Genomic DNA, 24,672 nt, shown 5'->3' on the forward strand with positions numbered 1-24,672 from the left:
AAGGATAATATAATTCTAAACCAATTCAATAATAATAATTAGAAGAGGTAAATATAGGAATATTTATCTATTCAGAATTTAACAATAAATGATTACATTCGACTTTTAAAAAAGATATGAGCTACCGTATATATTGGATTTTTCTTTTGAATTTTGTGTTATATACCACGCATTTATTTTCACAAGTTCCTCTTCCTGAGAATGGTTTAAAAGCTTCTCAAACTTCGGTTTATGCGTTGAAGAATGCTACTATTCTAGTTGCTCCTGGTAAAATCTTGAAAGAAGCAACGTTGATTATCGAAAATGGAAAAGTTCAAGCAGTTGGTAAAACAATCCTAATTCCTAAGGGTGCTTTTGAAATCGATGTTAAAGGAAAGACAATCGTACCTTCATTTATTGAAATAAATTCCTCTATTGGTGTGAAGGATTTTAGGAAGGTGAGAGAGATGTCATATCCACAATTAGAGACTGGGAAAGAAGGAGCCTATTATTGGAATGAAGCAGTTCATCCTGAGATTCAGGCAAGTGAATTTTATAAACCTGATGAGAAAGCAGCGACAGAATTACAAAAGATGGGATTCTCTGTAGCCCTTGTACATGCAGCAGATGGAATTGTGAGAGGTACAGGAACGCTCGTATCCTTAGGGAAGGTATCCTCAGAACAATTAATCTTAAAAGAAAATGTTGCCTCATTCTTCTCTTTTGAAAAGGGAGCTTCCAGACAAGCCTATCCTTCCTCTCTAATGGGATCAATAGCTCTTGTTAGGCAAGCTATATACGATGCTAAATATTATGGTGAAAATAAATCGTTGCTCGATAAGAATATTTCGTTAGACGCACTCGCCTCACAACTTGATAAACCAATCTTCTTTCTTACAAATGATAAATTAGAAGCCATCCAAGTTCAAAAGATTGCCCAAGAGTTTAATTTACCTATTATCATAATTGGTTCGGGAAATGAATACGAAGAAATACGAAGTTTTAAAGACTGGAAAGAACCTATGGTAATGCCAATTAGTTGGAACACTCCGAAAGGAATGGAAGATCCATATTTGGTAGATAAAATTTCCTTACAAACGTTAAAAGAGTGGGAATTAGCACCTTCTAATCTTTATACCCTGAAAAAGAACAAATTAGATTTTGCTATAACCTCTTCCGGAACAAAGGATGCTAAAGAATTTCTAGAGCATTTAACCTTTACTATGAGAAGAGGACTCTTAGGAGATGATGCACTTGCAGCGTTGACTACTATTCCTGCAAAAATTATAGGAGTAGATAGTATTTTAGGGACATTAGAGGTGGGTAAATTAGCGAGTTTTTCCATTTTTGATAATAACCCTTTTGAGTATGAAAATGCAAAGGTTGTAGAGTCTTGGTCTGTTGGGAATAGAGAAGTTTTTGAGGATATAAATAGAGTAGATATACGAGGTAAATATAGAATTAATTTACCTGACATTTCGTATGTGATGGAGATTAAAGGAAAGGCGGAAAAACCTATGGGTTATATCTTAAGCAATACTCATTCAGATTCATCTAAACTTAAAGTAGAAATTCAAGTCGATTTTAGAGATGTAATATTAAACTTTGAAGTAAATGACAAAGAGAATAAAGGACGCATTTCCTTGCATGGAAATTATAGTCCTACTGTGAATGCTTTTTTAGGCAGCGGGTTAATGCCTGATGGCAGATGGGTTAAATGGTCTGCTATCCAACTTCAAAAGTTTACAGATAAGAATACAGCCCAAAAGATTGAAATAGATACCTTAAATCTAGGGAAAGTGTGGTTTCCGAATATGGCGTATGGATTTACAAAATTACCAGAAGAAAAAACGTATGCTTTACGTAATGCTACGCTTTGGACAAATGAAAAGGAAGGTGTAATAAAGGATGGAACGGTAATTATAAAAGATGGGAAGATAGATTTCGTGGGTTCAGGGAATTTCTTTATTCCTGCAGGAACACAAGAGATAGATTGCAAAGGAATGTTTATTACTTCAGGAATTATCGATGAACATTCTCATATAGCTATCTTAAAGGGAGTTAATGAAAGTGGACAGGCTAACTCAGCAGAAGTGAGAATTGAAGATGTTATACGCAATAATGATATTAATATTTATAGACAATTATCAGGTGGAGTTACTGTCTCTCAACTATTACATGGCTCTGCTAATCCAATAGGAGGTCAATCCGCTATCATTAAATTAAAATGGGGGTTTTCTCCTCAGGATATGTTGGTTTCAGATGCACCTAAGTTTATAAAATTTGCGTTAGGAGAAAATGTAAAGCAAAGTAATTGGGGTGATGCACAAACTAAACGTTTTCCTCAAACAAGAATGGGTGTAGAGCAACTCTTGATGGATGCATTTACAAGGGCGAAAGCGTATCAAAATAGATGGACAGCATATAACAAGCTATCTTCCACAAAAGCTAAAAAGAATAATATACTGCCACCTGCTGTTGATTTAGAATTAGAAACATTGGTTGAAATACTGAATAAAAAGAGATTCATTACTTGTCATAGTTATGTTGCCAGTGAAATCACCATGCTAATGGATGTGGCTGATACCTTTGGCTTTAAAGTAAATACTTTTACACATATTTTAGAAGGATACAAGGTGGCAAATCGTATGGCACAACATGGAGCTGGAGGAAGTACATTCTCTGATTGGTGGGGATATAAGTACGAAGTAAAAGATGCGATTCCTTATAATGCAGCAATTATGTCCCGCCAAGGAGTGACTGTATCCATTAGTTCAGACGATGCAGAATTGGGAAGAAGATTAAATCAAGAAGCTGCTAAGACTATTAAATATGGAGGTATGACAGAAGAGGAGGCGTGGAAGATGGTTACGTTAAACCCAGCGAAATTATTGCATATAGATGATAGAATGGGAAGTTTAAAAAAAGGTAAAGATGCAGATATTGTAATTTGGTCTGCCAATCCGTTAACCACCCAAGCCAAAGTAGTTAAAACATTTATTGATGGAATACTTTTCTATGATGCGAGTCAAACTGTTAACGAATTTATGCGTATTCAACAAGAAAAAGCGCGTATCATTCAACGAATGATAGGTAAAAGATAGGATGATATTTCATAAAAAAATTCCAACAATCACAGACTGTTGGAATTTACTTTTTAATGTATTGATGTGAAATTATAGTTTTCTTGCTACTTCTTTCTCTTCGTATGCTTCAATAATATCTCCTTCTTTAATATCATTGAATTTTTCTATATTTAATCCACATTCATAATTGTTTTTCACTTCTTTCACGTCATCTTTGAAACGCTTTAGAGAACCTAAGGTGCCTTCGTGAATAACGATACCGTCACGTATGATACGGATAAGTGAAGTTCGCTTGATATATCCAGAGGTTACAAAACATCCAGCAATAGTACCCACTTTTGTAATATTAAATGTTTCACGCACTTCTGCTGTACCTACAATCTCTTCTTTGATATCTGGAGAAAGCATTCCCTCGATGGCATCTTTTAATTCTTCAATTGCTTTATAGATGATAGAGTATAGTCGGATATCAATTTGTTCTTCCTCTGCCAATTTCTTAGCATTTGTTGTAGGACGAACTTGGAAACCAACGATAATTGCATCTGAAGCAGAAGCTAAGTTAACATCAGCCTCAGTGATTGCACCTACGCCTTTATGTACAATATTTACAGCGATTTCATCATTTGACAGTTTTAATAAGGAATCAGAAAGTGCTTCAATAGAACCATCCACGTCACCTTTGATAATTAAGTTTAATTCCTTAAAGTCACCAATAGCTAAACGTCTTCCAATCTCGTCAAGAGTGATGTGTCTTTGAGTACGTAAACCTTGTTCTCTTGATAATTGATCTCTCTTAGTTGCAATACTTCTTGCTTCTCTTTCATCCTCCATTACGTAGAATTTATCTCCGGCACTAGGCGCTCCATTGATACCTAATACAGATATTGGAGTTGAAGGAGGTGCTTCTTTTAGCTGTTGACCTTTTTCATTAAGCATAGCACGAACCCTACCTGTATATTTTCCAGCTAAGATAATATCTCCAATATGTAAAGTTCCAGACTCAACAAGCATATTTGTTATGTAGCCTTTTCCTTTATCCAATGAAGATTCAAGAACGGTACCTATTGCATTTTTCTTAGGATTAGCTTTTAAATCTAAAAGATCAGCTTCTAATATTACTTTTTCTAATAATTCTTCAATATGTAAACCTTGTTTAGCAGAAATCTCTTGTACTTGATATTTTCCACCCCAGTCTTCAACAAGAATATTCATGCCAGATAGTTGCTCTCTAATTTTATCTGAATTAGCTCCTGGTTTATCAATCTTATTGATAGCAAATACCATAGGAACATTTGCTGCTTGAGCGTGAGCAATAGCTTCTTTTGTTTGAGGCATCACTTGGTCGTCTGCTGCAACAATGATAATAGCAACGTCAGTTACCTGAGCCCCACGTGCACGCATTGCGGTAAATGCTTCGTGACCTGGAGTATCGAGGAAAGTAAGAATTCTATCTTTTATCTTCACAGAATAAGCCCCAATGTGCTGAGTAATACCTCCAGCCTCACCATCAGCAATATTTGCCTTTCTAATTCGGTCAAGTAGTGAAGTTTTACCGTGGTCAACGTGTCCCATTACTGTAATAATTGGTGGGCGAGAGACTAAGTCTTCAGGTTTGTCTTCTTCTACAGGAATTGCATCATGTACATCAGCAGAAACAAATTCCACTTCAAATCCAAATTCATCGGCAACAATCTGAATAGTTTCTGCATCTAATCGTTGGTTGATAGAAGCGAAAATACCTAAGGACATACAAGCAGAGATTACTTCAGTAGCTTGTACATTCATCATGGCAGCTAATTCAGAAACCGTAACAAATTCGGTAATCTTTAAGATAGATTCTTCTAATTTTTCTTTTTCTAGTTCCTTTTCACGTTTTTCAGCAATGAATTGACGTTTTTCTCTTCTTAGTTTAGAACCTTTTGACTTGGTTCCTTGACTAGAAAGTCTTGCCAATGTTTCCTTAATTTCCTTTTCAATATCTTTTTCAGAAATCTCTTGCTTTGGTTCAAACTTCTTTTTTGCATGAGGATTACCTCCTTTCTTTTCGAATTCTTTCTTAACAGGTTGTTCTTTTACATCAACCTTTTTGATTCTTTTCCTTTTACGCTTATTATCAGAATCATGTTCTTTAGGTTTCTTTTCTGCTTCTATAGGCAGTTGAATGGATCCTAATACTTTTGGCCCTGTTAATTTTTGCGTCTTAACTCGAATAAAATTATCCTCCTCCTTCTTAGGCTCTTCCTCCTTAACATGAACAGGCCCCTCTTTAGGAGTTTCTGGCTCTTGTTTAGGTTCTTCTTTAGGAGTTTCTGGAGTTGGGGTTTCTTCTTGCTTAGCTGGACGTGTTTTAGGATTTAACTCGTCTAAATTTATTTTAGCAATAACTTTAGGTCCTGTTTTTTTAACATCCTCCTCTATTATTTCTTCCTCAACTTTAATTTCATTTGTTTCAACAGGTGTAGGAGTGTCTGTTTCAGTGATCTCAGGAACATCTGATTCACTTTCTTCCTCTTCTGTTTTAATAGAAATAGTCTGTCTTTTTTCTCTCTTGATATCTTTCTTCTCAGCTTCTTCTTTAAGTGACTGATCAGCAGCAAAAGCATTCCTCAGAATTTCATAATGTTCATCTTCTAATTTGGTATTTGGATTAGAAACCACATCAATACCTTTTGAAGATAAAAATTCAACGAGCGTAGAAATCCCTACGTTTAATTCTTTTGCTGCTTTACTTAATCTAATGTTACTGGCCATATATCTCTCTTACGTCCTATTTCTATTTGGGTTCTAAATTATCTAAGTTAAGATTACTTTTTATCTATTCAAACTCTGCAGATAATATTTTAAGTACTTCCTTCACAGTTTCTTCTTCTAAGTCTGTTCTGTGTACTAATTCTTCTATGCTTAATTCTAATACAGATTTAGCTGAGTCACAACCAATCGCTTTTAATTCATCAATGATCCAGCTGTCAATCTCATCTGCAAATTCTTCTAAATCAACGTCTTCAACATCCTCAGCTCCTTCTCTATAAACGTCTATTTCGTATCCAGTTAAACGAGAAGCTAATTTAATATTGAATCCTCCCTTACCAATTGCTAAAGAAACTTGATCATTTTTTAAATATACATCTGCTTTCTTTTCCTCCTCATTAATTTCTACAGAAGATATTTTTGCAGGTGATAATGCTCTTTGGATATACAACTGAATATTGTTTGTATAGTTAATCACATCTATATTCTCATTACGCAATTCTCGTACAATACCATGAATTCTAGATCCTTTCATACCCACACATGCTCCTACTGGATCAATTCTATCATCATAAGATTCAACCGCAACTTTAGCTCTTTCTCCAGGTACACGTACAATTTTCTTAATAGTAATTAATCCATCAAATACTTCCGGAACCTCTAATTCAAATAATCTTTCTAAGAATTCTGGAGCTGTACGAGATAATATAATCACTGGAGTACTATTACGCATGTCCACTTTAGCTACTACTGCTCTAATAGGTTCTCCCTTCTTAAAGTAATCTGAAGGAATTTGCTCAGATTTTGGTAAAATCAATTCATTGCCATCATCATCCAAGATAAGAATTTCTTTTTTCCAAACTTGATAAACTTCTCCTGTCATAATTTCACCGATTCTATCTTTATAAAGTTTATAAAGCTGGTCTTTTTCTAATTCCATAATCTTAGAAATTAGATTTTGGCGAATAGAAAGAATATTTCTTCTTCCAAAATCTTCAAATTTAATTTCCTCAGACACTTCTTCCCCAACTTCAAAATCAGGTTCAATTTTCACAGCTTTAGAATATGCGATTTCTATGTTCTCATCCTCTACTTCTCCATCTGGTACAATTTCTTTGTTAACCCAAATTTCAAAATCGCCCTTATCAAGGTTGATAATGATATCACAATGCTCATCAGTTCCATATTTTTTCTTTAAAATAGAACGGAATACATCCTCTAACACACGCATCATTGTCTGACGATCAATGCTTTTGAATTCTTTGAATTCTGTAAAAGATTCAATTAGATTTAAACTATCCATAGTTTACCTATTTTTTATTAAATGAAATTATAATTTTTGTTTCTCTTATTTTGTCAAATGGAAGCTCAATCTCACGAACAACCAATTCCTTTTTCTTTTTTCCTTCAACCAATTCCTTAGAAGCTGTTTTGAGAACAATTCCCTTTTCATCTGCCTGGATGAGTTCTCCTTCTAGTACTTTATTTCCTTCTATAAGTACTACCTTTACTTCTCGGCCAATATTTTTTATATATTGTTTGATAACACGTAAAGGCTGATCTAATCCAGCAGATGAAACTTCTAATTCAAAGTCTTCTGTCTCACGATCTAAATTATGCTCGATATTGCGAGAAACAGATACACAATCATCAATAGTAACTTGTCCATTCATTTTATCAATTTCTAAATGAATTGCGTTACTTGCTGATAGGGATAGACTTACGATAAATAAGTCAGTATCTAACTCATTCATACGCTCTAACGCCAATGTTTCTATTTTCTTTTTTTCCAACATACTTTACAAAAAGAGGGGACTATTCGTCCCCTCGTTCTATCTTTTTACTCGTAAAACAGTGCAAATATAAAGCTTTTTTTTATCTTTCACGAAAATAACGCAATATTTTTTTTTGCGTAAGTATATGTTTTAGGCGATTATGAAATTGAAAATTCAGCTAATTTGTTTCTTTTTAATGATATTTCAACTGGGTAATGCACAGAGAAATATAGCGATGTTTTCGTTAAACAATACTCATACATCCTCTAATCTTCCTAATCCTTATGCTGTGCAGCCACACAAGATAGTTTCTACTGTTTTTCAGGCAGCAGTGCCTGTTTTAGGAATCACTTATGGTGTTATAGCATTGAATCCAAGTCCGTTAAGAGAATGGAATTTCCAAACACGAGAAAGAGTGCTTACACGACATACCGGTTTTCATACGCGTGTGGATGATTATATTCAATACGCACCTGGAGTATCTGTCCTAGCATTAAAATTGTCGGGGGTAAAAGGAGAGTATCCCTTTTGGGAAAGCGTTTCTACCTTTGCATTTAATTCGGTTTTACTATTAGGGGCAACTCAAATAACAAAATACACTGTGAAAGAGATGCGCCCGGATAATTCTTCTCGTAATTCGTTTCCATCTGGGCATACAGCTACTTCTTTTGCTTTTGCTGAATGGCTACGTACTGAATATTGGCAAACTTCTCCATGGATTGGCGTTTCAGGATATTTAGTGGCTAGTACCGTTGGGGTATTACGTGTATTTAATAATCGTCATTGGGTATCTGACGTGGTTTGTGGAGCAGCCATTGGTTTCTTATGTACAAGAATTGCCTATTGGTTAAAACCGTATGTGATTGACCCTATGTTTAGGGGAAAGAAAAAGGGGGTGGATTTAGATACACCACCTATTATTTATGAGCATTCTTTTTAAGAACCTATTAAATCGAGTGTTTCTTTAGAAGCAGCTTGCTCTGCATTTTTCTTAGAAGAACCTGATCCTCTTCCATAAGGGACAGAATTAATAAATATTTCAACTTCATAATTCCAAGAATCTCCTAGCAATTCTTCTTTCAATGGACGAAATTCTATATTTAATTTATTTTTCTGACACCAAATAAATAATTTACTTTTAAAATCAATTTCTTTTTCAAGTAGTGTAGGTAAATCCACATGGAGTCTTAATAGGTATTTATTGATAGAACGCTTTGTCTCGTCATATCCACCATCTAAATATATAGCACCTATAACTGCTTCTAAAGCATTTCCTTCTAGGGTTTCTACGCGAATATTTCTTCCTTTTTGATAAATCAGATGATCCGCTAAATGCATGGATTGTGCAATATTGGTTAGAGAGGCTCTACTTACAATTTTTGATTTTACTTTGGTAAGATACCCTTCATCTTCATGTGGAAATTTGTGAAAGAGAAAATCAGCCATAATAGCATCTAATATGGTATCACCCAAAAACTCTAAGCGTTCGTTGGGTATCATTCCTTCATGTGTATTGGCTATAGATTTATGTGTTAAAGCTCTTTTAAAAAGTTCAATATCCTTCGGGCGATAACCAAAATGTTTAATTAGGAATCGTATGAGTTTTAAATCGTTTGGATTTTTTACTTGCCTTCTAAAAGAAAACCATTGTATCACGTAATACTACTTTAACTTTTTAAATATGGTTGAGGTATTATGTCCTCCGAATCCGAAAGTGTTACATAGTGCCACATTGACAATTCGCTCTTGTGCTTTATTAAACGTAAAATTGAGTTTGTTATCGATTTCAGGATCGTCGGTAAAGTGATTAATGGTTGGGGGAACTATGCTATTGTCAATTGCAAGGATACACGCAATTGCTTCTATAGCACCTGCTGCACCTAATAAGTGACCTGTCATAGATTTGGTAGAGGAGATATTTAATTTATAAGCATGTTCTCCAAACACCTTTTTGATAGCTATAGTTTCAGCGATATCTCCAAGTGGAGTTGAAGTACCATGAACATTTACATAATCAATGTCCTCTGGTTGAAGATTAGCATCTTTTAATGCATTAATCATTACGTTGCTAGCCCCAATTCCTTCTGGATGAGGTGCAGTAATATGGTAAGCATCACTTGACATACCACCACCTGCAACTTCTGCATAAATTTTAGCTCCTCTTTTTACAGCGTGCTCATATTCTTCAAGAATAAGCGCACCAGCACCTTCTCCTAAAACAAAACCATCTCTATCCTTATCAAATGGACGAGAAGCAGTTTCCGGAGAATCATTTCGCATGGATAGTGCACGCATTCCTGTAAAACCACCAACCCCCATAATTGTTACTGCAGCTTCAGATCCTCCCGTCACAACAGCATCAGCCATACCTAAACGAATTGTATTGTAAGCGTCAATAATAGCATTGGAAGAGGAAGCACAAGCAGAAACAGTCACATAGTTTGGTCCCCTTAACCCAAATTCAATTGAGATATGACCTGCGGCAATATCTGCAATCATTTTTGGAATAAAGAAAGGGTTGAACTTTGGCGTTCCATCTCCTTTGATAAATTCATCGTACTCTTCTTGGAAGGTATGTAACCCTCCGATTCCTGACCCCCAGATTACTCCAATGCGGTTGCAGTCAGGATCAGATTCCATTAATTTAGAATCAGCCATGGCTTCCATTGCGGAAACCATGGCGTATTGTGCAAAGGGATCTAATTTCCTAGCTTGTTTCTTATCAATGAAATCTTCTACATTGAAATTCTTAACTTCACAAGCAAATTGTGTTCTAAATTTAGATGCATCAAATTGTTTAATAGTGGCGGCACCACTTTTTCCAGAAAGTAATCCTTTCCAAAATTCCTCAATGTTATTTCCAATGGGAGTGAGGGCACCAAGTCCTGTTACAACAACTCGTTTTAATTCCATGCAAAACCTAAGTTTAGTGACAACTGTACTACTAAAAGTTTAAAAATTACTTCGCGTTTTGTTCAATGTAGCTAATTGCTTGACCTACTGTTTGAATGTTTTCAGCTTGATCATCTGGAATAGCAATATTGAATTCTTTTTCGAATTCCATGATTAGTTCTACAGTATCCAAAGAATCTGCACCTAGATCATTTGTAAAAGACGCTTCAGTTGTTACTTCTGACTCTTCTACTCCTAACTTATCAATAATAATTGATATAACTCTTGATTTAATATCAGACATTTTTTCTAATTTTAATAAATTAATTCAGCATGCAAATAAATAATTTATGTTCCGATTTTCAAAATTAAAACATAAAATAATGCTTTTTTAAATTTATTTTTGGTTTATAATTCATTTCATAAAGGCACTTGACCCCTTCTGTTTTACTTGTATTTCGACAGTTTGAGTATAAATATATAAAAAATTTAACAATCTAGACTATTTTTGTAAAATCTTATAAAAATTAAACAAACCAGCATGATTATCCATTCGGCAGATTTCGTAATTAGTAATTCAGACATTCAAAAGTGTCCTACACCTAACATACCTGAGTATGCTTTTATCGGCAGATCCAATGTGGGGAAATCTTCTTTGATTAATATGCTAACTGTGAAAAAGAATTTAGCTAAAACATCTGGCAAACCTGGTAAAACTCAATTAATCAATCATTTTTTAATCAATAAAGAATGGTATCTAGTTGATTTGCCGGGGTATGGTTTTGCTAAAACTTCTAAATCGAATCGGTATGATTGGACAAAATTTATAGATAAATACCTCCGTACACGAGAGAATCTGATGAATGTGTTTGTGCTTATCGATAGTAGATTAGAACCTCAAAAGATAGATCTTGCATTTATGTCATGGTGTGCCGAGAAAGAAATCCCTTTTTCTATAATTTTTACCAAAACCGATAAACTCTCAGCGACTCAATTGGATAAAAATATTACTTTTTATAAGAAAGAAATGTTAAAAGATTGGGAAGTGATGCCTGATTATTTCATAAGCTCTAGTACAAATGGTAAAGGAAGGGAAGAAGTCCTTCAATTTATTGATCAAATCAACCTATCATTTTAATACTTTCTTTTTTTCATTGTTGAAAAATTAGTTGTAATTATTTATTTAGCAAATGTAAAGTTTACTAAATCATAAGTAAGTTCGTAAGAAAAAATTATGGAATCACACAACATACAGCAAAAGTCGTATTTAATACCTACTGTTATTATCGGTGTATTATTCTTCATTTTTGGATTTGTTACATGGATGAATAGCACCTTAATTCCGTATCTACAATTGGCATGTCAGTTAACTACATCACAAGCTGTATGGGTAACTTTTGCTTTTTACATCTCGTACGTGGTAATGGCTTTTCCCTCTTCTTGGATCTTGAATAAAACGGGATTAAAAAAAGGAATGATGCTTGGCTTGCTTGTTATGGCCCTAGGTGCTATTCTGTTTATTCCGGCTGCTTACATACGGTCATATACTTTATTCTTAACTGGACTTTTTGTTATAGGAACTGGTTTAGCATTGTTGCAAACCGCATCCAATCCTTATATTACGATTCTAGGCCCTATTGAAAGTGCTGCAAAACGAATTAGTATTATGGGAGTCTTCAATAAGGCAGCCGGAGGTATAGCTCCTTTAGTGATGGGTTCTATTATGTTGACAGGGGTAGATAATTTTAATAAAGAATTAGCCCAATTATCGGCTGCCGAACAAGTTGTTAAGCTTGATGAATTGGCTTCGAGAGTTATTTTCCCCTATCTAATTATTACTGCTGTGTTGGTTGTCTTGTCATTAGCTATTAAGTTTTCCTCTTTACCTGAAATCAATCAAGAACAAAAGGAAACGGAGACTTCACGAGATAGAAAAAGTATGTGGAGTTATCCTTACTTAGTCATTGGTTTTTTGGCCTTGTTCTTATATGTTGGATGTGAAGTTGTAGCTGGAGATATTATCCAAGTTTATGGAAATTCTATTGGGATAGAATTAAGTGTAGCAAAGCATTTTACAACTTATACTATGATTGGAATGTTAGCCGGTTATTTAATTGGAATTGTAACTATCCCAAAATTAATTAAACAAGAGAATGCACTTGCTTTAGCCACTGTGTTGGGTATTGTTTTCACTATTTGTGCTATTTATACATCCGGTATAACTTCCATCTTCTTTATTGCATTATTAGGATTTGCAAATGCACCTGTTTGGCCCGCTATCTGGCCATTAGCATTAGATGGTCTTGGAAAGCATATTAATGCTGGATCTGCTTTACTTATTATTGGTATTGGGGGAGGAGCGATTCTCCCTAAAATCTGGGCTATGTTAGGTGAATCTGTTGGCTTCCAAAATGCTTTTTGGCTGATGGTTCCATGCTATTTATTCATTCTTTTCTTTGCCCTTTACGGACATAAAATTGGAAAGCTAAAAGAAAATTAAACTTCTTTATTCTTTCTTTTACTTATAAAGAAAGTGGTTAAAATGATGAGTATTAAACCAAGTTGACTGATTATAGTCTCAATAGAAGCATAAAACCCTAGCCAATCAATACGAGGAAAGATAGATACAGGGGTAACAGAAATCCAACCACTTTCTTGTAGTGAATGAACTCCTTTTCCAAGTAAAATAACTGCTAAAATAACAATGAACCAAGATGAATATTGGAATAATTGACGAATAGGTAATTTCTTGGTAGATTTTAGAAATAAATATGCTATTAATGCAATTACAATTGATGCGGCAATAACTCCTAAGCCAAGGGCTGATTTATTCTCAGGGCCAGCCTCTAAATTAATAGCTTGTAAAAAGAGAATGACTTCAAAAACTTCACGGAATACAATCATAAATGAAAAGGCCGCTAACCCATACATTCTATCACTCTTAAGGTGAACACCTATCTTGTTTTGTACAAATTCTTGCCATTTCTTTGCAGTTGTATGTGTATGTAGCCAAAAACCAACAAACATGAGTATAATCACAGCTAATATAGAAACAAGTCCTTCCATGATTTCTCTGTTTTTACCACCAAATTGGATAATTAAATCTGAAAGATACCAACCTACAATACCTAACAATACGGCTAATATCCATCCACCATGTACCCATGGCAATGCCTTTTTAACATCTAATGAACGAATTAAAGCCAAGATAACAGCTAAAATCAAGAAAGCTTCTAATCCTTCACGTAGCATGATGGAAGCAGCTAAAATAAATGTTAACCAATAATTTAAGGACTGACCTTTAAGAAGTTTGTCTGCTTTATTTAAGGCTTCGATAGCTTCATCAACACTTGCCTCTAATTCATCTACCGACACATTCTTAACTATAGCACTTCGAACATTAAACATTTTTGCTTCAATCTCTCCTACAAAATCTGGATTGATAATTTTTAGTTGAGATTCGATAGGTTCAACACCTTCTAGATAAGCAGTAATGGCGTGAGTACGAGCCAGACCCTTATTTCCTTTCTTATAACTTTCTAACGCGTCTTTTAACCCTTTCACGGCAATTGGAATGCTATTCTCTTTGCTAGTTGATGAAGGAGTTAATATGCGTAGTGCCTGCAATTTAAGTTCAATATTTTTAGTCGATATCTTCTGAATCTGTTCTATTAATTCCTCATCGTTTAAGTTGGCAATTTGGCTTATATCAATATGCTTTGCTATTTCATTAAATTCCTTACGTAATAGTGTGGTGTCATAAGCTGAATATGATAATGATTTTACGAAAAATGCTAAATCCCATAGATCACTCTCATTATAAAAGGAATAAGCCTGCATTCCAGTTCCAGGAAGACCTAAACGTATAGTGTTGAGAGCTTGGAAGGGGGAGAATTGACTCATAGCTTCATGATCCGTAAAATCGCTTGGACTTGGATCCAATGATTTACCCATTTCACCGTCTCCTTTTCCTTTTAGGCCATGACAAGAAGCACAAGTTTGATCATACAATTTTTTGCCATTTGTTAGTGATGGCCATGATTTAGGTGCTGTCTGAATCCCAGTAGTTTCAATAATACTACTATTAATTTCATTGATTATTTTTACAATCTTGGCATTATCTGCTTTCTCATTTATGAGTTGGATAAGTTGCTGTATCTTTGTTGTTACTTGACTTTTAATTGGTTCTTTTAAAAAAGATGATTTTTGTGTAAAACTTAGGGCTTGTTGCGAAAACTCTTGCTGTTCTATGTATTCTAACTGATTAATAACTTCCCCATTTTGAACAGCTCCTGTATAATCAATAGAGATATAGCTTAGAAGGTGAATAACGGTTTCTGCATTTTTTTCATCTCCTTGTGAAAAGATATTCTGAATGGAAATAACTTGAAGTAAAATAACTAATATAACAAATCTTTTCACCATATCAACGGGCTTATTTAGACTAAATAAATGCAAAGATATTCCATTTTTGATATTAGGTTCTTAAAAGTGATAAAAATCATGTGAAAAGTATACTTATAGGTAGAAAATAAAAAGGGGCTGTCTCAAAAAGGCAGCCTCTTTTTTATTATTTTCAAGCAGCCAGCTTTGGATTAGTTGTTCCAGCATGGTTGATTTTATGATTTTGGGTAAAAATTAGAACAACGAGATTGATTTTTAACAAATCAGCTGATTTTTGACTGTTTTTGGGCGTAATTTTCCCTTTCTTATACATTTTTCCAATGTTGAAGGCAATAGCGAAGATAGCAAAATCCATCGTTATCAAATCTTTACCAAAATGTCGAAAGCGGTAGTACTGTTTGTTGGATTTCCCTTGTCCAAACACCGACTCAGGTTCTATTGGACGCTTACTTCTGTGATAAAGCCCCTCTTCGGAGGTCAAAAGTTGCCGGACCCGTTCTTTGTGGCGATTCAAGTTATGATTAATTTCAATTCGGCGATTAGCTTTTGCTTTGTAGCACAAGCATTTAAGAGGACAACCTTTACAGTTTTTTGCCTCATAATAACTTACTTTCGAGATAAAACCACTGTCCGATTTGCGACTTCCTTCTCCTGTTTTTTCCATGTGTTGCCCCATTGGACACACAAAATAATCTTTTTGAGAGTTGTAAAATAAATTTTGGGCAATAAACGCGTTGTTTTTGAACGCTTTTTTCTGTTCTTTATGAAAATAGGGAAACTTGACAAACGGATCGATGTCATTGAGTTCCATAAAATCATAATTTTCTTCGCTTCCGTAACCTGAATCGGCAACTGCCTTGTTCAATACTGTATCAAAATTTGCACTGAAACGCTCTCTGAAACCAGTTACAAAGGGTTTGAATGTTAAAAAATCGGTCGGATTGGAGAAAAAATCGAAGTGGCTGATAAATTGATTTTCAGTACCAATTTGCAGATTGTAAGCGGGTTTGAGCTGCCCGTTCTGCATGTGGTCGTCTTTCAGGCGCATAAAAGTAGCATCGGGGTCGGTTTTGCTGTAAGAATTGCGATTGCCGAGTGTTTCAAGGTGTTTTTCATATTCCTCCAATTTTAGCAAATACTTGTTTTCCAGTGTTTTTATCTCTTTCTGTTCTGCTTTGCTACGGTTTTCGCGATTGATCTCTGCTATGCGTTTTTTTAGTTCCTCGCTGTTGATGGGAGTGGGCGGCTCATCATCTGGACGGTTATCCTGCATAATACCTTCTTCGATATATTTCAGCACTTGATGGATTTTTGCTTCGAGTTTTGCCTTGTTTCTTTCCACCGTTTTGCGCCAGACAAAAGTATAGCGATTGGCACGCGATTCCAGTTTTGTGCCGTCAATGTAAGCTATATCCAAGCTCAAATAACCCATTTCCACCAGCATCGTAACAGTCTGTGTAAATATCTCATTGATAGTGTCTTTCAAATGTTTTGAACGAAAACGGTTGACGGTGTTGTGGTCGGGTTCAAGTCCGCCCGCAAGCCACATAAAAGTGATTCTGTCTTTTACAGCGTCCTCTATTTTGCGGCAAGAATAGATATTGCTCAAATAGGCAAAAATTACTATTTTGAGCATTACCCGAGGCGGATAGGAACTTGTCCCGCCACCCTTATAAGTATCAATAACCTTACTAATATCCAGATTATCGACTATCTGATTGACAAGTCGAACAGGAGAATCCTGCGAAATTTTGCTATCCAGACTTACAGGAAACAGAGTTGCCTGCCCTTGACTATACGCTTTGAAAATTGGTTTCATATGAGTTATGTCTTTGATTATCAGGTGCTAAGATACAAATTTATTCTCAAATTACCAAATGTTTTGACAAAAAAAAGCTGCCTCAAAATACTTTTGAGACAGCCCCTTTATGCTTTCTAAGGTTAAAGTATTTATCTTGTCACACTTGATTTTGAAGTGGTTTCTTCCTTCTTTGAAGATGTTGCTGGTTTATGGCAATCAGAACTAGCTTGTGCAGTCTTACACATTTCAGTATATTTCTTACTTTGCTCATCGTTCAGCACACGCTTAATTTCCTCCATCTCTTTCATATTTTTCTCTTGTATTTTAGCTTGATCTTCCTCTTTTACCGAAGCATACTTTGTTTTGATATCTTTGATTTTCTTAACCTGCTCTTCAGATAATTTAAGATCCTCTTTCATCTTTTGAATATTCATACTTGACATGCTACAAGTTGCTTTGTCAGTAGATGCACCTTTTCCTGCACAACAACTTTGTGCATTTAATCCAGTAGTTCCTAATAAGAAAAGAGAAACAGCAATAAATAATTTTAGATTTTTCATGTTTTATATATTTTCTGTGAAATAAAATACTAAGATATCAAAATTAATTAGATTCTATATTTGTTTAATGAAGTATTTAAAAAAAATCCGAGATAGCGTTACCTACCCCGGAATCTATGGTTGATATGAAGTATTTTACTTATTCTGTAAATCTTTCTGTAAATCTTTCTTTTCTACTGCTTTACGCTCAGTCTGTGATTTTTTTGAATGACTTCTTACTTCTTTTAATTTAGCTTTTTGTTCATCAGTCAATACTTGATTAATTTCCTCGCGTTCGGCCATATTGAGCTCTCGGATTTTCTTTTGCAATTCCTTTTTTTCAGCAGCTCTTTTTTCTTTTATAGATTGAATCTTAGTAACTTGCTCATCTGTTAAATTTAGCTGCTCTTTGATTTGTTGGGGATAATGCTCTGAACGTGCATTTGTTCCATCTTTAGCTTGAGTGGCACAACAACTTTTTGGATGAATATCTTTCTGAGTTCGTGTATTATCCTGTGCTAAAGCCATTGCTCCGGTTAGCAACATAGTGGCGGCGATCATTATTTTTAAATTTTTCATAATTTTCTATTTTAAATTAATATTTCTGATTGTTCATTTACGAACTTCATGCCAATTAAAAAAATAGCGCTTTGTTTTTAACATTTATTTATAACTTCGCCTTTAAACTTGACAGAAATGAATTGGATACTATTAATCATAGGAGGATTATTTGAAACAGGTTTTGCAATTAGTTTAGGTAAAGCTCAAATAACATCAGGAAAGGAATTTTGGATGTGGATATTTTCTTTTGCCATTAGTGTAAGCTTAAGTATGTTTCTTTTATATAAATCTATGGGAGGTGAGCATGCTATTCCTGTTGGGACGGCTTATGCAGTTTGGGGTGCTATTGGTGCAGTAGGTACAGTCATCTTAGGAGTTATTTTATTTAAGGAACCGATTTCTTTTTGGCGAATTTTCTTCTTATGTACATTAATTCTTTCTATTGTAGGTTTACAATTGGTTAGTACTGGGAAACATTAATTGTTAAAAATAATCAGGATTTTATCGGTAATATCTCTTCTCTTTTTAAACATTTTTACAAATAAATTGTAACTTTTATATGAATGATATTCTCTAAATAGGAGATACATTAATAATAAAGAAAATGAAAAATAAACTATTAAAAGTACTATCAGTTAGATATTTAACACACGATGTTTTAGAAATTAGAATAGAAAAACCACAAGGAGTTAGTTACCTCCCTGGACAAGCAACAGAATTAGCAATCAATAAATCTGGATGGGAAAATGAAGGAAGGCCATTTACCTTTACTAGTCTACCAACTGATGATTACTTGGAATTTTGTATCAAGTCATATACTGATCATAATGGAGTTACTAATGAATTACGCAATTTAAAAGCAGGAGATGAGGTTTTGTTAACAGATATATTTGGTGCTATTGAATACAAAGGAAAGGGAACTTTCATTGCTGGGGGTGCAGGATTAACTCCATTTTTATGTATTTTGAGAGATTTAAAAGCAAAAGGACAATTGGATGGGCATCGTTTACTTTTTGCAAACAAAACAAAAGAAGATATTATTTTAAAAGATGAACTTATCTCCATGTTAGGAGGTGATTTTAGAAACATCCTTTCGAACGAAGAATTCCAAGGGTATGCAAAAGGCTTTATGGATGCTAACTATATCAAAGAGAATGCTACCTCTTTAAGTGATTATTTTTATATCTGTGGCCCTGACCCTATGACGAATGCTGTGGAGAAACATTTACTTTCTCTTGGGGTAAAAGAAAATCAAATTATTAAAGAACAATAAAAAACTTATTTTGTTAATTTTATAGTAAAATTAAATAAAATGGGTAAACGAATAAATTATAATCAAGTTGATAGTACTGCTATCAAAGGCTTATTGGAACTTGAAAAATATGTACATGAATCTAGATTAGATCAAACCATTTTTGAATTAGTTAAATTTAGAGCATCTCAAATTAATGGCTGCGCTTATTGTTTAGATATGCACTCTATAGATGCAAGAGCAAATGGCGAAACGGAACAACGTTTATATCTTACATCATGTTGGAGAGAAGCTCCTAAACTTTTTAATGACAAAGAAAAAGCAGCTCTTGAATGGACAGAGGCTTTAACTCTTATTTCAGAAGTGGAAATTGAAGATGAATTGTATGAACGTGTTCATGCACAATTTGGAGATAAGGAAATGTTGGCCTTAACTATGACTATTATAGCTATCAATGGATGGAATCGTTTGGCTATTCCTTTCCAATCTGAACCAGGATATTACAAAGCAGGAAAGCATTAAATATGGTTTTACAGGGAAGAATAGCCATAGTTACTGGAGCAAGTAGTGGTTTAGGAAAGGCTATTTCTGAGGCTTTAGTGAGTAAAGGAGTTATCGTCTATGGTTTGGCTAGAAATAGATCCAAACTTAATCAAATTCAGTCTGAATTAGGAGAAAAGTTTGTACTTATTGAGATGGATATAACTGATTTTGATAAAGTTAAATCATGGGTTCAATCTACCTTTACTGATAAATATTATCCCGATATTCTGATTAATAACGCAGGATTTGGTGTTTTTGCTCGTATTGATGAGATGTCTTCTGATGATTGGTTTGGTATGATGAATACCAATCTGAATGGAGTTTATCATATCACTTCTGAGGTTGTTAAATTTATGCGGAAGCATGAATCCTCCTCTCATATCATCAATATTGGCTCCATTATGGGTAAGACTACCCGTTCAGAGGCAGCTGGGTATTGCGCCACTAAGTATGGTATTAATGGAATGAGTGAAGTATTGTTTAAAGAGTTACGAAGTGATAATATTAAAGTGACCTGCTTAAACTCGGGTTCTATTGAAACAAATTTCTTTCAAAATTCTGGAATAGAACCCCATGATAGAATGCTCCATCCAAATGAAATTGCTGATGTGATTGCCTATATTTTAGAAACTCCCGATAATGTATTGATTAATGAATTGGAAATTAGGCCTCTGATTCCGGGAGCACCTAAGAAATAATATTTATTAAAAAAGGTCGGAAATCTCCGACCTTTTTATTTTAGTATAGGTATTATATTATTGTTTTATAAATCTCTTTGTGGTTGTCTGCCCTTTTGAGTTAGTTATTTTTAGCATATAAACACCATTATTTAAGGTAGATACATTGATTTGGGCTGCATCATTCATGATGGATACTTTCAGTTCTAATGCTTGCCCTTGTAAATTAAATAACTCAATTTCTTTGATAGGACTATTTAATTGGATATTCAACTGATTAATTGCTGGATTTGGAAACAATGAAGCTATTAATCTTTCATTATTCTGTAAACTTGCCGGATTGTCGTGAACTAAATCATATCGCTGGTTTTCTAATACTCCTCTCATTAATTCTACTTGTCCTTTTGTAAAGGTATTTTGGCAATCTTCACTGGAATAATCCATATAATTCTCAAGCATATCAGGTAAATCTACCCCATCGATATTATCCACACATGTATTGGCAGTTTTTGTACAACCTTGAGATTGATTTGAAGCGTTTGGAGTATCATCAATTCCATCTTCTTGCGTACAATCACCATCCGCCCAGATATGTCGTAATCCTAGATAGTGACCAACCTCATGTACAGGTGTTCTTCCTTTTACAACTAATGTAGTTCCCATTGCACTAAGTGGGTTGGGATTATTAGTTCCAAATGCTTGATATTGTATTACTACGCCATCACTCATTCCTGAGGTTGATCCTGGAGGCCAATTTGGTAATCCAGAAGGAGGAGTAGCATATCCTAAAACCATGGGGATATTAAATATACTCATATCACATACCCAAATGTTAAGATATCTGTTCTGATCCCAAGGGTCGATACCTCCAGTTGAAGAACTTTTAACTTTCTCTGAAACAGAAATATCCGTTAAACTTCCAAAGTTTTCATTGGATTGCGTACGTGTAATTCCATCTGTTGGATTACCATCTGGATCTAATCCTGCTAAAACAAATTGAATGTTACCTCTCCCTACATGCGGAAGAAAATCATCTCTTAAGTTAATGGAGTCTGCATTTAAGCGCGCATAGTCTTCATTTAATACACGAATTTGATCATAAATAACACTATCAGGTAAATTCTGAGCAGCTGTCTTATATACTATATGAACTACTACAGGAATAACGTATGTATCATTTGATTTATCCTTTATAGCATTTTTTGCAATGTTAAATTGTACATCCACCATTTCCTTATAACCAGGCGTTTTTTGATTCTGATATTCAATATAATCAGTTGTTCCACAGCGTTTAATATCGGTCTCATTTTGCTGAGCTATACTAATTCCAGAAAGGAATGTGCATATAATAAATAAAATTATTTTCATAAGGAGATTACAATTATAGTTTAACACTCTAAAGATAGCATGAACTTTTTAAAAGGAATCAGAAATTTGATAAATGGTTGGATGAATGGATAAATTATAAGTTTTCATCGTCAACATCTGAAGCATTATCTATTTTCTCTGCATCTATTTGTTTGTCTTTTGGGAAGTATTTCTTTTGCCGAAAAAGTATGAGAATCACCCCTACCGAAATAGAGCCATCCGCTATATTCCATATTGCTGGGAAAACTTGGGTTCCGCCTAACCAAGGAACCCATGAAGGCCAAATCACATTAAATTGAAACATATCAACAACATTTCCGAAAAGAAAACCTCGGTGACGAACTTCTACTGTTTCACTAAAATTTCCATAAATACATTCCTCCCAAATTCCTGAGCCATGCATCTGATTATAGGGGATGCAAGGATCAAAATAATCTTTGAATAGAAAATCATAAAACATAGAATCAATAAGGTTTCCGGTCGCCCCAGCCAAAATGAGAGCTAGTACAACTAAGAACTCCACACGTATGTTTTTATTCTTAATCTGTTTAATAATATAATACGCGATTCCAATGATAGCTCCCACTCGGAATAAGGAGAGGATAAGTTTTCCCCACATGCCACTTCCTAATTGGGTGCCAAATGCCATTCCTTGATTTTCAATGTAATTCAAATGAAACCAATCACCGATTAATGAGATACTAGAATCAGCATAATTAAAACTTGTTTTAATCCAAATCTTAATAATTTGATCTAATAATAGTACAAGAAAAACAACCCCAAAGGTTATGAAATACCTATTTTTCAACATGTAATTCTTATGAATCTTGCTGATTCTTTGCTTCAATACTTAATGTAGCGTGTGGAACTAACTTAAGTCTTTCTTTATTAATTAGTTTACCTGTAACACGGCAAATCCCGTATGTTTTGTTTTCAATACGAATTAAAGCATTCTTTAAGTTTGTAATAAATTTCTCCATACGCAATGCCTGTTGAGCAGTCTCTTCACGCGACAAGGTATCAGAACCGTCTTCCATCATATTAAATGTACGACCCGTATCATCTGTTCCATGATCATCTCTTAATGACAAAGAATTTTTTAAGATATTAAGATCTTCTGTCGCTTCGATAATCTTTTGCTCAATAATTTCTCTGAACTCTTGCAATTCTTCGTCTGAGTATCTAGTCTTTTCTTTTTCCTTTGCCATACTTAATTGTATTTAATTATGAACTAACAAATATAATCGAAAATCGTTTTATTTTACCAATAATTGTTTAATGTTGATAATATTTTTATTTTCAATCCAAAAATTAGTAAGATGAATATTGCTCCCCCTTTTATTTTACGTGAAGATTACAATGAGGAAATTGTAAAATTATTAAAGTCGGTTACTCTTGGTTCTAACGGTGCTATGTATCAACATCAGCGTATTGATGATCGTATTGAACGACTGTATAAACCTATCTTCTTAAATTTAGAGCATGGAGGGAAAGTGCTTGGGAATATTACTTTTTGTAGAAGACCTCAGAATTGGTATGTTCGCTATTTCGCCTTCGATGGAGGTGTGCAAGCAGGAAAAAACAAACCCAAATCAAAGGCCAATAAAGATTCTGGATTAAAAAAACGAATTGAATCCTTTTTTCAACAAGCATTTGAATTAGAAGGTGACGCACCAGAAACTTTTTATGCTTATATAGATCCACATAATGAACGTTCTTTATGGATGAGTCAGAATTTTGATTTCAAAACTATTGCCAAAATTGCTACACAAACTTTTAGCAGAGTACGACTTAAGAAACCTACAGATGTGTATGCAACTGAAGTAAATGATGAAATCAAACATAAAATATTTGAAATCTATGGAAATCATCCTTTCTTTTTTCCATTGCATACCTTCAATGAAACTCCTTTTTATACGCTTGTAAAAGATCATCAGGTTGTAGCTTTTGCTAAAACACATCAAGAAGAATGGAAAATAGCTAGGTTGCCTGGTAAATATGGGAAATTACTTAAAAATATACTCCCTTTTATTCCTGCATTGAATCGTATTATACGCCCAAACGCACATGTTTTCACTGTAGTTGATTCAATTTGGAGTAAAGACTTTTCCCCCGCCTATTTGGAAGAATTATTTGAAGGAATCTTGTTTTATGAGAAAACAAATACTCTTTTTTGGTGGGTGGATAAGAATGAACCAATATATCAGCATGTACAAGATAAAATTAATTGGGGATTATTACATACAATAAATGGTGTTTCTGATGTTGATTTAGTGGTGAGAACTAAATCATCTGTTTATCTAGAAAAAATTCAAGGCCCAACCTATGTCAGTGGTTTTGATTTTATCTAGTTATTCTTTTTCTTTAATTTGAGGAAATTCTATTTTATCCTTGATAACAATGGACTCAGGGAAAGAAGATAAAAGGGAGGCTCTTGCCTTTTCAGCTTCTAGTTGCCCTCTGAAGTTACCATATAATAAAATATAATTAGGTGCCTTATATTGCACATAGGTATCTGCAGTTGGATTGTTTCGAAGTACTTCTCGTCGGGAATCTTCTACATTTGTTTTGTTCTGGTCAAAGAATAATTGAACTCTATATCCGTCTATAACAGGAGTAGTATTAGGTGGAATGGCAGTAGCTTTATACTTGATGATTTTATCAATGGAAGAATTCTTTTTTATATGAACCTCTCCTTTTGGATATGGCTTTTCTGTTTGTGTGGTAGAAGTATTGTCTGCATCTGGTTTCCACCATTCATTCTGTCCAAATGAAAATGTAATAAACAAGAAAGAGGATAAAATAAGAAAGAGTCTCATGAGAAATTTATTTATGACAAAGCTAATGAATAATATTTTATTCAAAAAATTACGGAAAATAATTCCTCAAGAGTTATGCCAAATTCTATTCTTAAAATTTTACAAAATTTCTTTTTCTTCGCTATTCCTTATAATACCTAACGCTTGAGATTTTAACAATTAAAATTTGAAAAATTTAACTAAAAAAGGATGAAAATATATTTAAATTTTTATATATTGGGTTATCAT

At 34.1% G+C, this 24,672-nt stretch carries 23 protein-coding genes; 9 read left to right on the forward strand and 14 right to left on the reverse strand.

Annotated features, from left to right (window positions below):
• The first annotated feature begins 116 nt into the window (after positions 1 to 116).
• A complete protein-coding gene (locus M9897_11565) occupies positions 117 to 3,083 on the forward strand; it encodes an amidohydrolase family protein (GenBank protein ID MCO5269517.1) in 2,967 nt (988 codons plus the stop codon).
• Positions 3,084 to 3,155: 72 nt separating this feature from the next.
• Here the strand turns inward: M9897_11565 and infB are convergent, their stop codons facing one another.
• The 3 genes from infB to rimP form a co-directional block, all read right to left on the reverse strand.
• Entirely contained in the window at positions 3,156 to 5,816 is a 2,661-nt protein-coding gene (infB, locus tag M9897_11570) for a translation initiation factor IF-2 (GenBank protein ID MCO5269518.1), read from the reverse strand.
• A 64-nt stretch (positions 5,817 to 5,880) separates the two neighbouring features.
• On the reverse strand, positions 5,881 to 7,116 hold the full coding sequence (gene nusA / locus M9897_11575) for a transcription termination factor NusA (protein MCO5269519.1): 1,236 nt from the start codon (positions 7,114 to 7,116) through the stop codon (positions 5,881 to 5,883).
• A gap of 7 nt (positions 7,117 to 7,123) precedes the next feature.
• Entirely contained in the window at positions 7,124 to 7,609 is a 486-nt protein-coding gene (gene rimP, locus M9897_11580) for a ribosome assembly cofactor RimP (protein MCO5269520.1), read from the reverse strand.
• 214 nt (positions 7,610 to 7,823) lie between these two features.
• Here rimP and M9897_11585 point away from each other — a divergent pair, with 214 nt between their 5' ends.
• Positions 7,824 to 8,528 (forward strand): phosphatase PAP2 family protein, encoded by a 705-nt coding sequence (locus tag M9897_11585; protein MCO5269521.1) that lies wholly within the window; start codon positions 7,824 to 7,826, stop codon positions 8,526 to 8,528.
• Here M9897_11585 and rnc read toward each other — a convergent pair.
• The 3 genes from rnc to M9897_11600 are packed head-to-tail and all read right to left on the reverse strand — an operon-like array spanning position 8,525 to position 10,784.
• A complete protein-coding gene (rnc, locus tag M9897_11590) occupies positions 8,525 to 9,244 on the reverse strand; it encodes a ribonuclease III (protein ID MCO5269522.1) in 720 nt (239 codons plus the stop codon). The genes M9897_11585 and rnc overlap by 4 nt on opposite strands.
• Before the next feature lie 6 nt (positions 9,245 to 9,250).
• Positions 9,251 to 10,501 carry a beta-ketoacyl-ACP synthase II gene (gene fabF, locus M9897_11595; protein ID MCO5269523.1) on the reverse strand — a complete coding sequence of 417 codons (1,251 nt, stop codon included), beginning with the start codon at positions 10,499 to 10,501 and terminating at the stop codon, positions 9,251 to 9,253.
• A gap of 46 nt (positions 10,502 to 10,547) precedes the next feature.
• A complete protein-coding gene (locus M9897_11600) occupies positions 10,548 to 10,784 on the reverse strand; it encodes an acyl carrier protein (protein MCO5269524.1) in 237 nt (78 codons plus the stop codon).
• 237 nt (positions 10,785 to 11,021) lie between these two features.
• Between M9897_11600 and yihA the strand changes: the two genes are divergently transcribed.
• The gene (yihA, locus tag M9897_11605) at positions 11,022 to 11,618 is read left to right on the forward strand and encodes a ribosome biogenesis GTP-binding protein YihA/YsxC (protein MCO5269525.1); all 597 of its coding nucleotides are present in this window, start codon (positions 11,022 to 11,024) and stop codon (positions 11,616 to 11,618) included.
• A gap of 96 nt (positions 11,619 to 11,714) precedes the next feature.
• On the forward strand, positions 11,715 to 12,980 hold the full coding sequence (locus M9897_11610) for a sugar MFS transporter (protein ID MCO5269526.1): 1,266 nt from the start codon (positions 11,715 to 11,717) through the stop codon (positions 12,978 to 12,980).
• Here M9897_11610 and M9897_11615 read toward each other — a convergent pair.
• The 4 genes from M9897_11615 to M9897_11630 all read right to left on the reverse strand — a co-directional run bounded on the left by M9897_11615 (position 12,977) and on the right by M9897_11630 (position 17,803).
• The gene (locus M9897_11615; protein MCO5269527.1) at positions 12,977 to 14,905 is read right to left on the reverse strand and encodes an FTR1 family protein; all 1,929 of its coding nucleotides are present in this window, start codon (positions 14,903 to 14,905) and stop codon (positions 12,977 to 12,979) included. The genes M9897_11610 and M9897_11615 overlap by 4 nt on opposite strands.
• Before the next feature lie 151 nt (positions 14,906 to 15,056).
• The gene (locus M9897_11620) at positions 15,057 to 16,703 is read right to left on the reverse strand and encodes an IS1182 family transposase (GenBank protein ID MCO5269528.1); all 1,647 of its coding nucleotides are present in this window, start codon (positions 16,701 to 16,703) and stop codon (positions 15,057 to 15,059) included.
• A 131-nt stretch (positions 16,704 to 16,834) separates the two neighbouring features.
• On the reverse strand, positions 16,835 to 17,245 hold the full coding sequence (locus M9897_11625; protein MCO5269529.1) for a hypothetical protein: 411 nt from the start codon (positions 17,243 to 17,245) through the stop codon (positions 16,835 to 16,837).
• A gap of 135 nt (positions 17,246 to 17,380) precedes the next feature.
• Entirely contained in the window at positions 17,381 to 17,803 is a 423-nt protein-coding gene (locus tag M9897_11630) for a hypothetical protein (GenBank protein ID MCO5269530.1), read from the reverse strand.
• A 117-nt stretch (positions 17,804 to 17,920) separates the two neighbouring features.
• On the opposite strand from M9897_11630, the gene M9897_11635 reads away from it, so the two are divergent.
• The 4 genes from M9897_11635 (at position 17,921) to M9897_11650 (ending at position 20,278) form a co-directional block, all read left to right on the forward strand.
• Positions 17,921 to 18,265 (forward strand): SMR family transporter, encoded by a 345-nt coding sequence (locus tag M9897_11635; protein ID MCO5269531.1) that lies wholly within the window; start codon positions 17,921 to 17,923, stop codon positions 18,263 to 18,265.
• 124 nt (positions 18,266 to 18,389) lie between these two features.
• Positions 18,390 to 19,058 (forward strand): flavodoxin reductase, encoded by a 669-nt coding sequence (locus M9897_11640; protein MCO5269532.1) that lies wholly within the window; start codon positions 18,390 to 18,392, stop codon positions 19,056 to 19,058.
• 39 nt (positions 19,059 to 19,097) lie between these two features.
• A complete protein-coding gene (locus tag M9897_11645) occupies positions 19,098 to 19,559 on the forward strand; it encodes a carboxymuconolactone decarboxylase family protein (protein ID MCO5269533.1) in 462 nt (153 codons plus the stop codon).
• Between the two features lie 2 nt (positions 19,560 to 19,561).
• Complete coding sequence (locus tag M9897_11650) at positions 19,562 to 20,278, forward strand: SDR family NAD(P)-dependent oxidoreductase (protein ID MCO5269534.1); 717 nt, start codon at positions 19,562 to 19,564, stop codon at positions 20,276 to 20,278.
• Between the two features lie 57 nt (positions 20,279 to 20,335).
• Here the strand turns inward: M9897_11650 and M9897_11655 are convergent, their stop codons facing one another.
• The 3 genes from M9897_11655 to M9897_11665 all read right to left on the reverse strand — a co-directional run bounded on the left by M9897_11655 (position 20,336) and on the right by M9897_11665 (position 22,833).
• Positions 20,336 to 21,625: a M43 family zinc metalloprotease gene (locus M9897_11655; GenBank protein MCO5269535.1), complete on the reverse strand. Its 1,290-nt coding sequence runs from the start codon at positions 21,623 to 21,625 to the stop codon at positions 20,336 to 20,338.
• 94 nt (positions 21,626 to 21,719) lie between these two features.
• Positions 21,720 to 22,436: a signal peptidase II gene (locus M9897_11660; protein MCO5269536.1), complete on the reverse strand. Its 717-nt coding sequence runs from the start codon at positions 22,434 to 22,436 to the stop codon at positions 21,720 to 21,722.
• Between the two features lie 7 nt (positions 22,437 to 22,443).
• On the reverse strand, positions 22,444 to 22,833 hold the full coding sequence (locus M9897_11665) for a TraR/DksA C4-type zinc finger protein (GenBank protein MCO5269537.1): 390 nt from the start codon (positions 22,831 to 22,833) through the stop codon (positions 22,444 to 22,446).
• A gap of 111 nt (positions 22,834 to 22,944) precedes the next feature.
• Here M9897_11665 and M9897_11670 point away from each other — a divergent pair, with 111 nt between their 5' ends.
• Entirely contained in the window at positions 22,945 to 23,976 is a 1,032-nt protein-coding gene (locus M9897_11670) for a hypothetical protein (protein MCO5269538.1), read from the forward strand.
• On the opposite strand, the gene M9897_11675 is transcribed toward M9897_11670, so the two are convergent.
• Positions 23,977 to 24,444, reverse strand: a complete 468-nt coding sequence (locus tag M9897_11675) for a hypothetical protein (GenBank protein ID MCO5269539.1) — start codon at positions 24,442 to 24,444, stop codon at positions 23,977 to 23,979. It lies immediately after the preceding gene.
• Between the last annotated feature and the right edge of the window lie 228 nt (positions 24,445 to 24,672).

The sequence above is a fragment of the Brumimicrobium sp. genome (assembly GCA_023957385.1).
Lineage (GTDB): Bacteria > Bacteroidota > Bacteroidia > Flavobacteriales_D > Crocinitomicaceae > Brumimicrobium.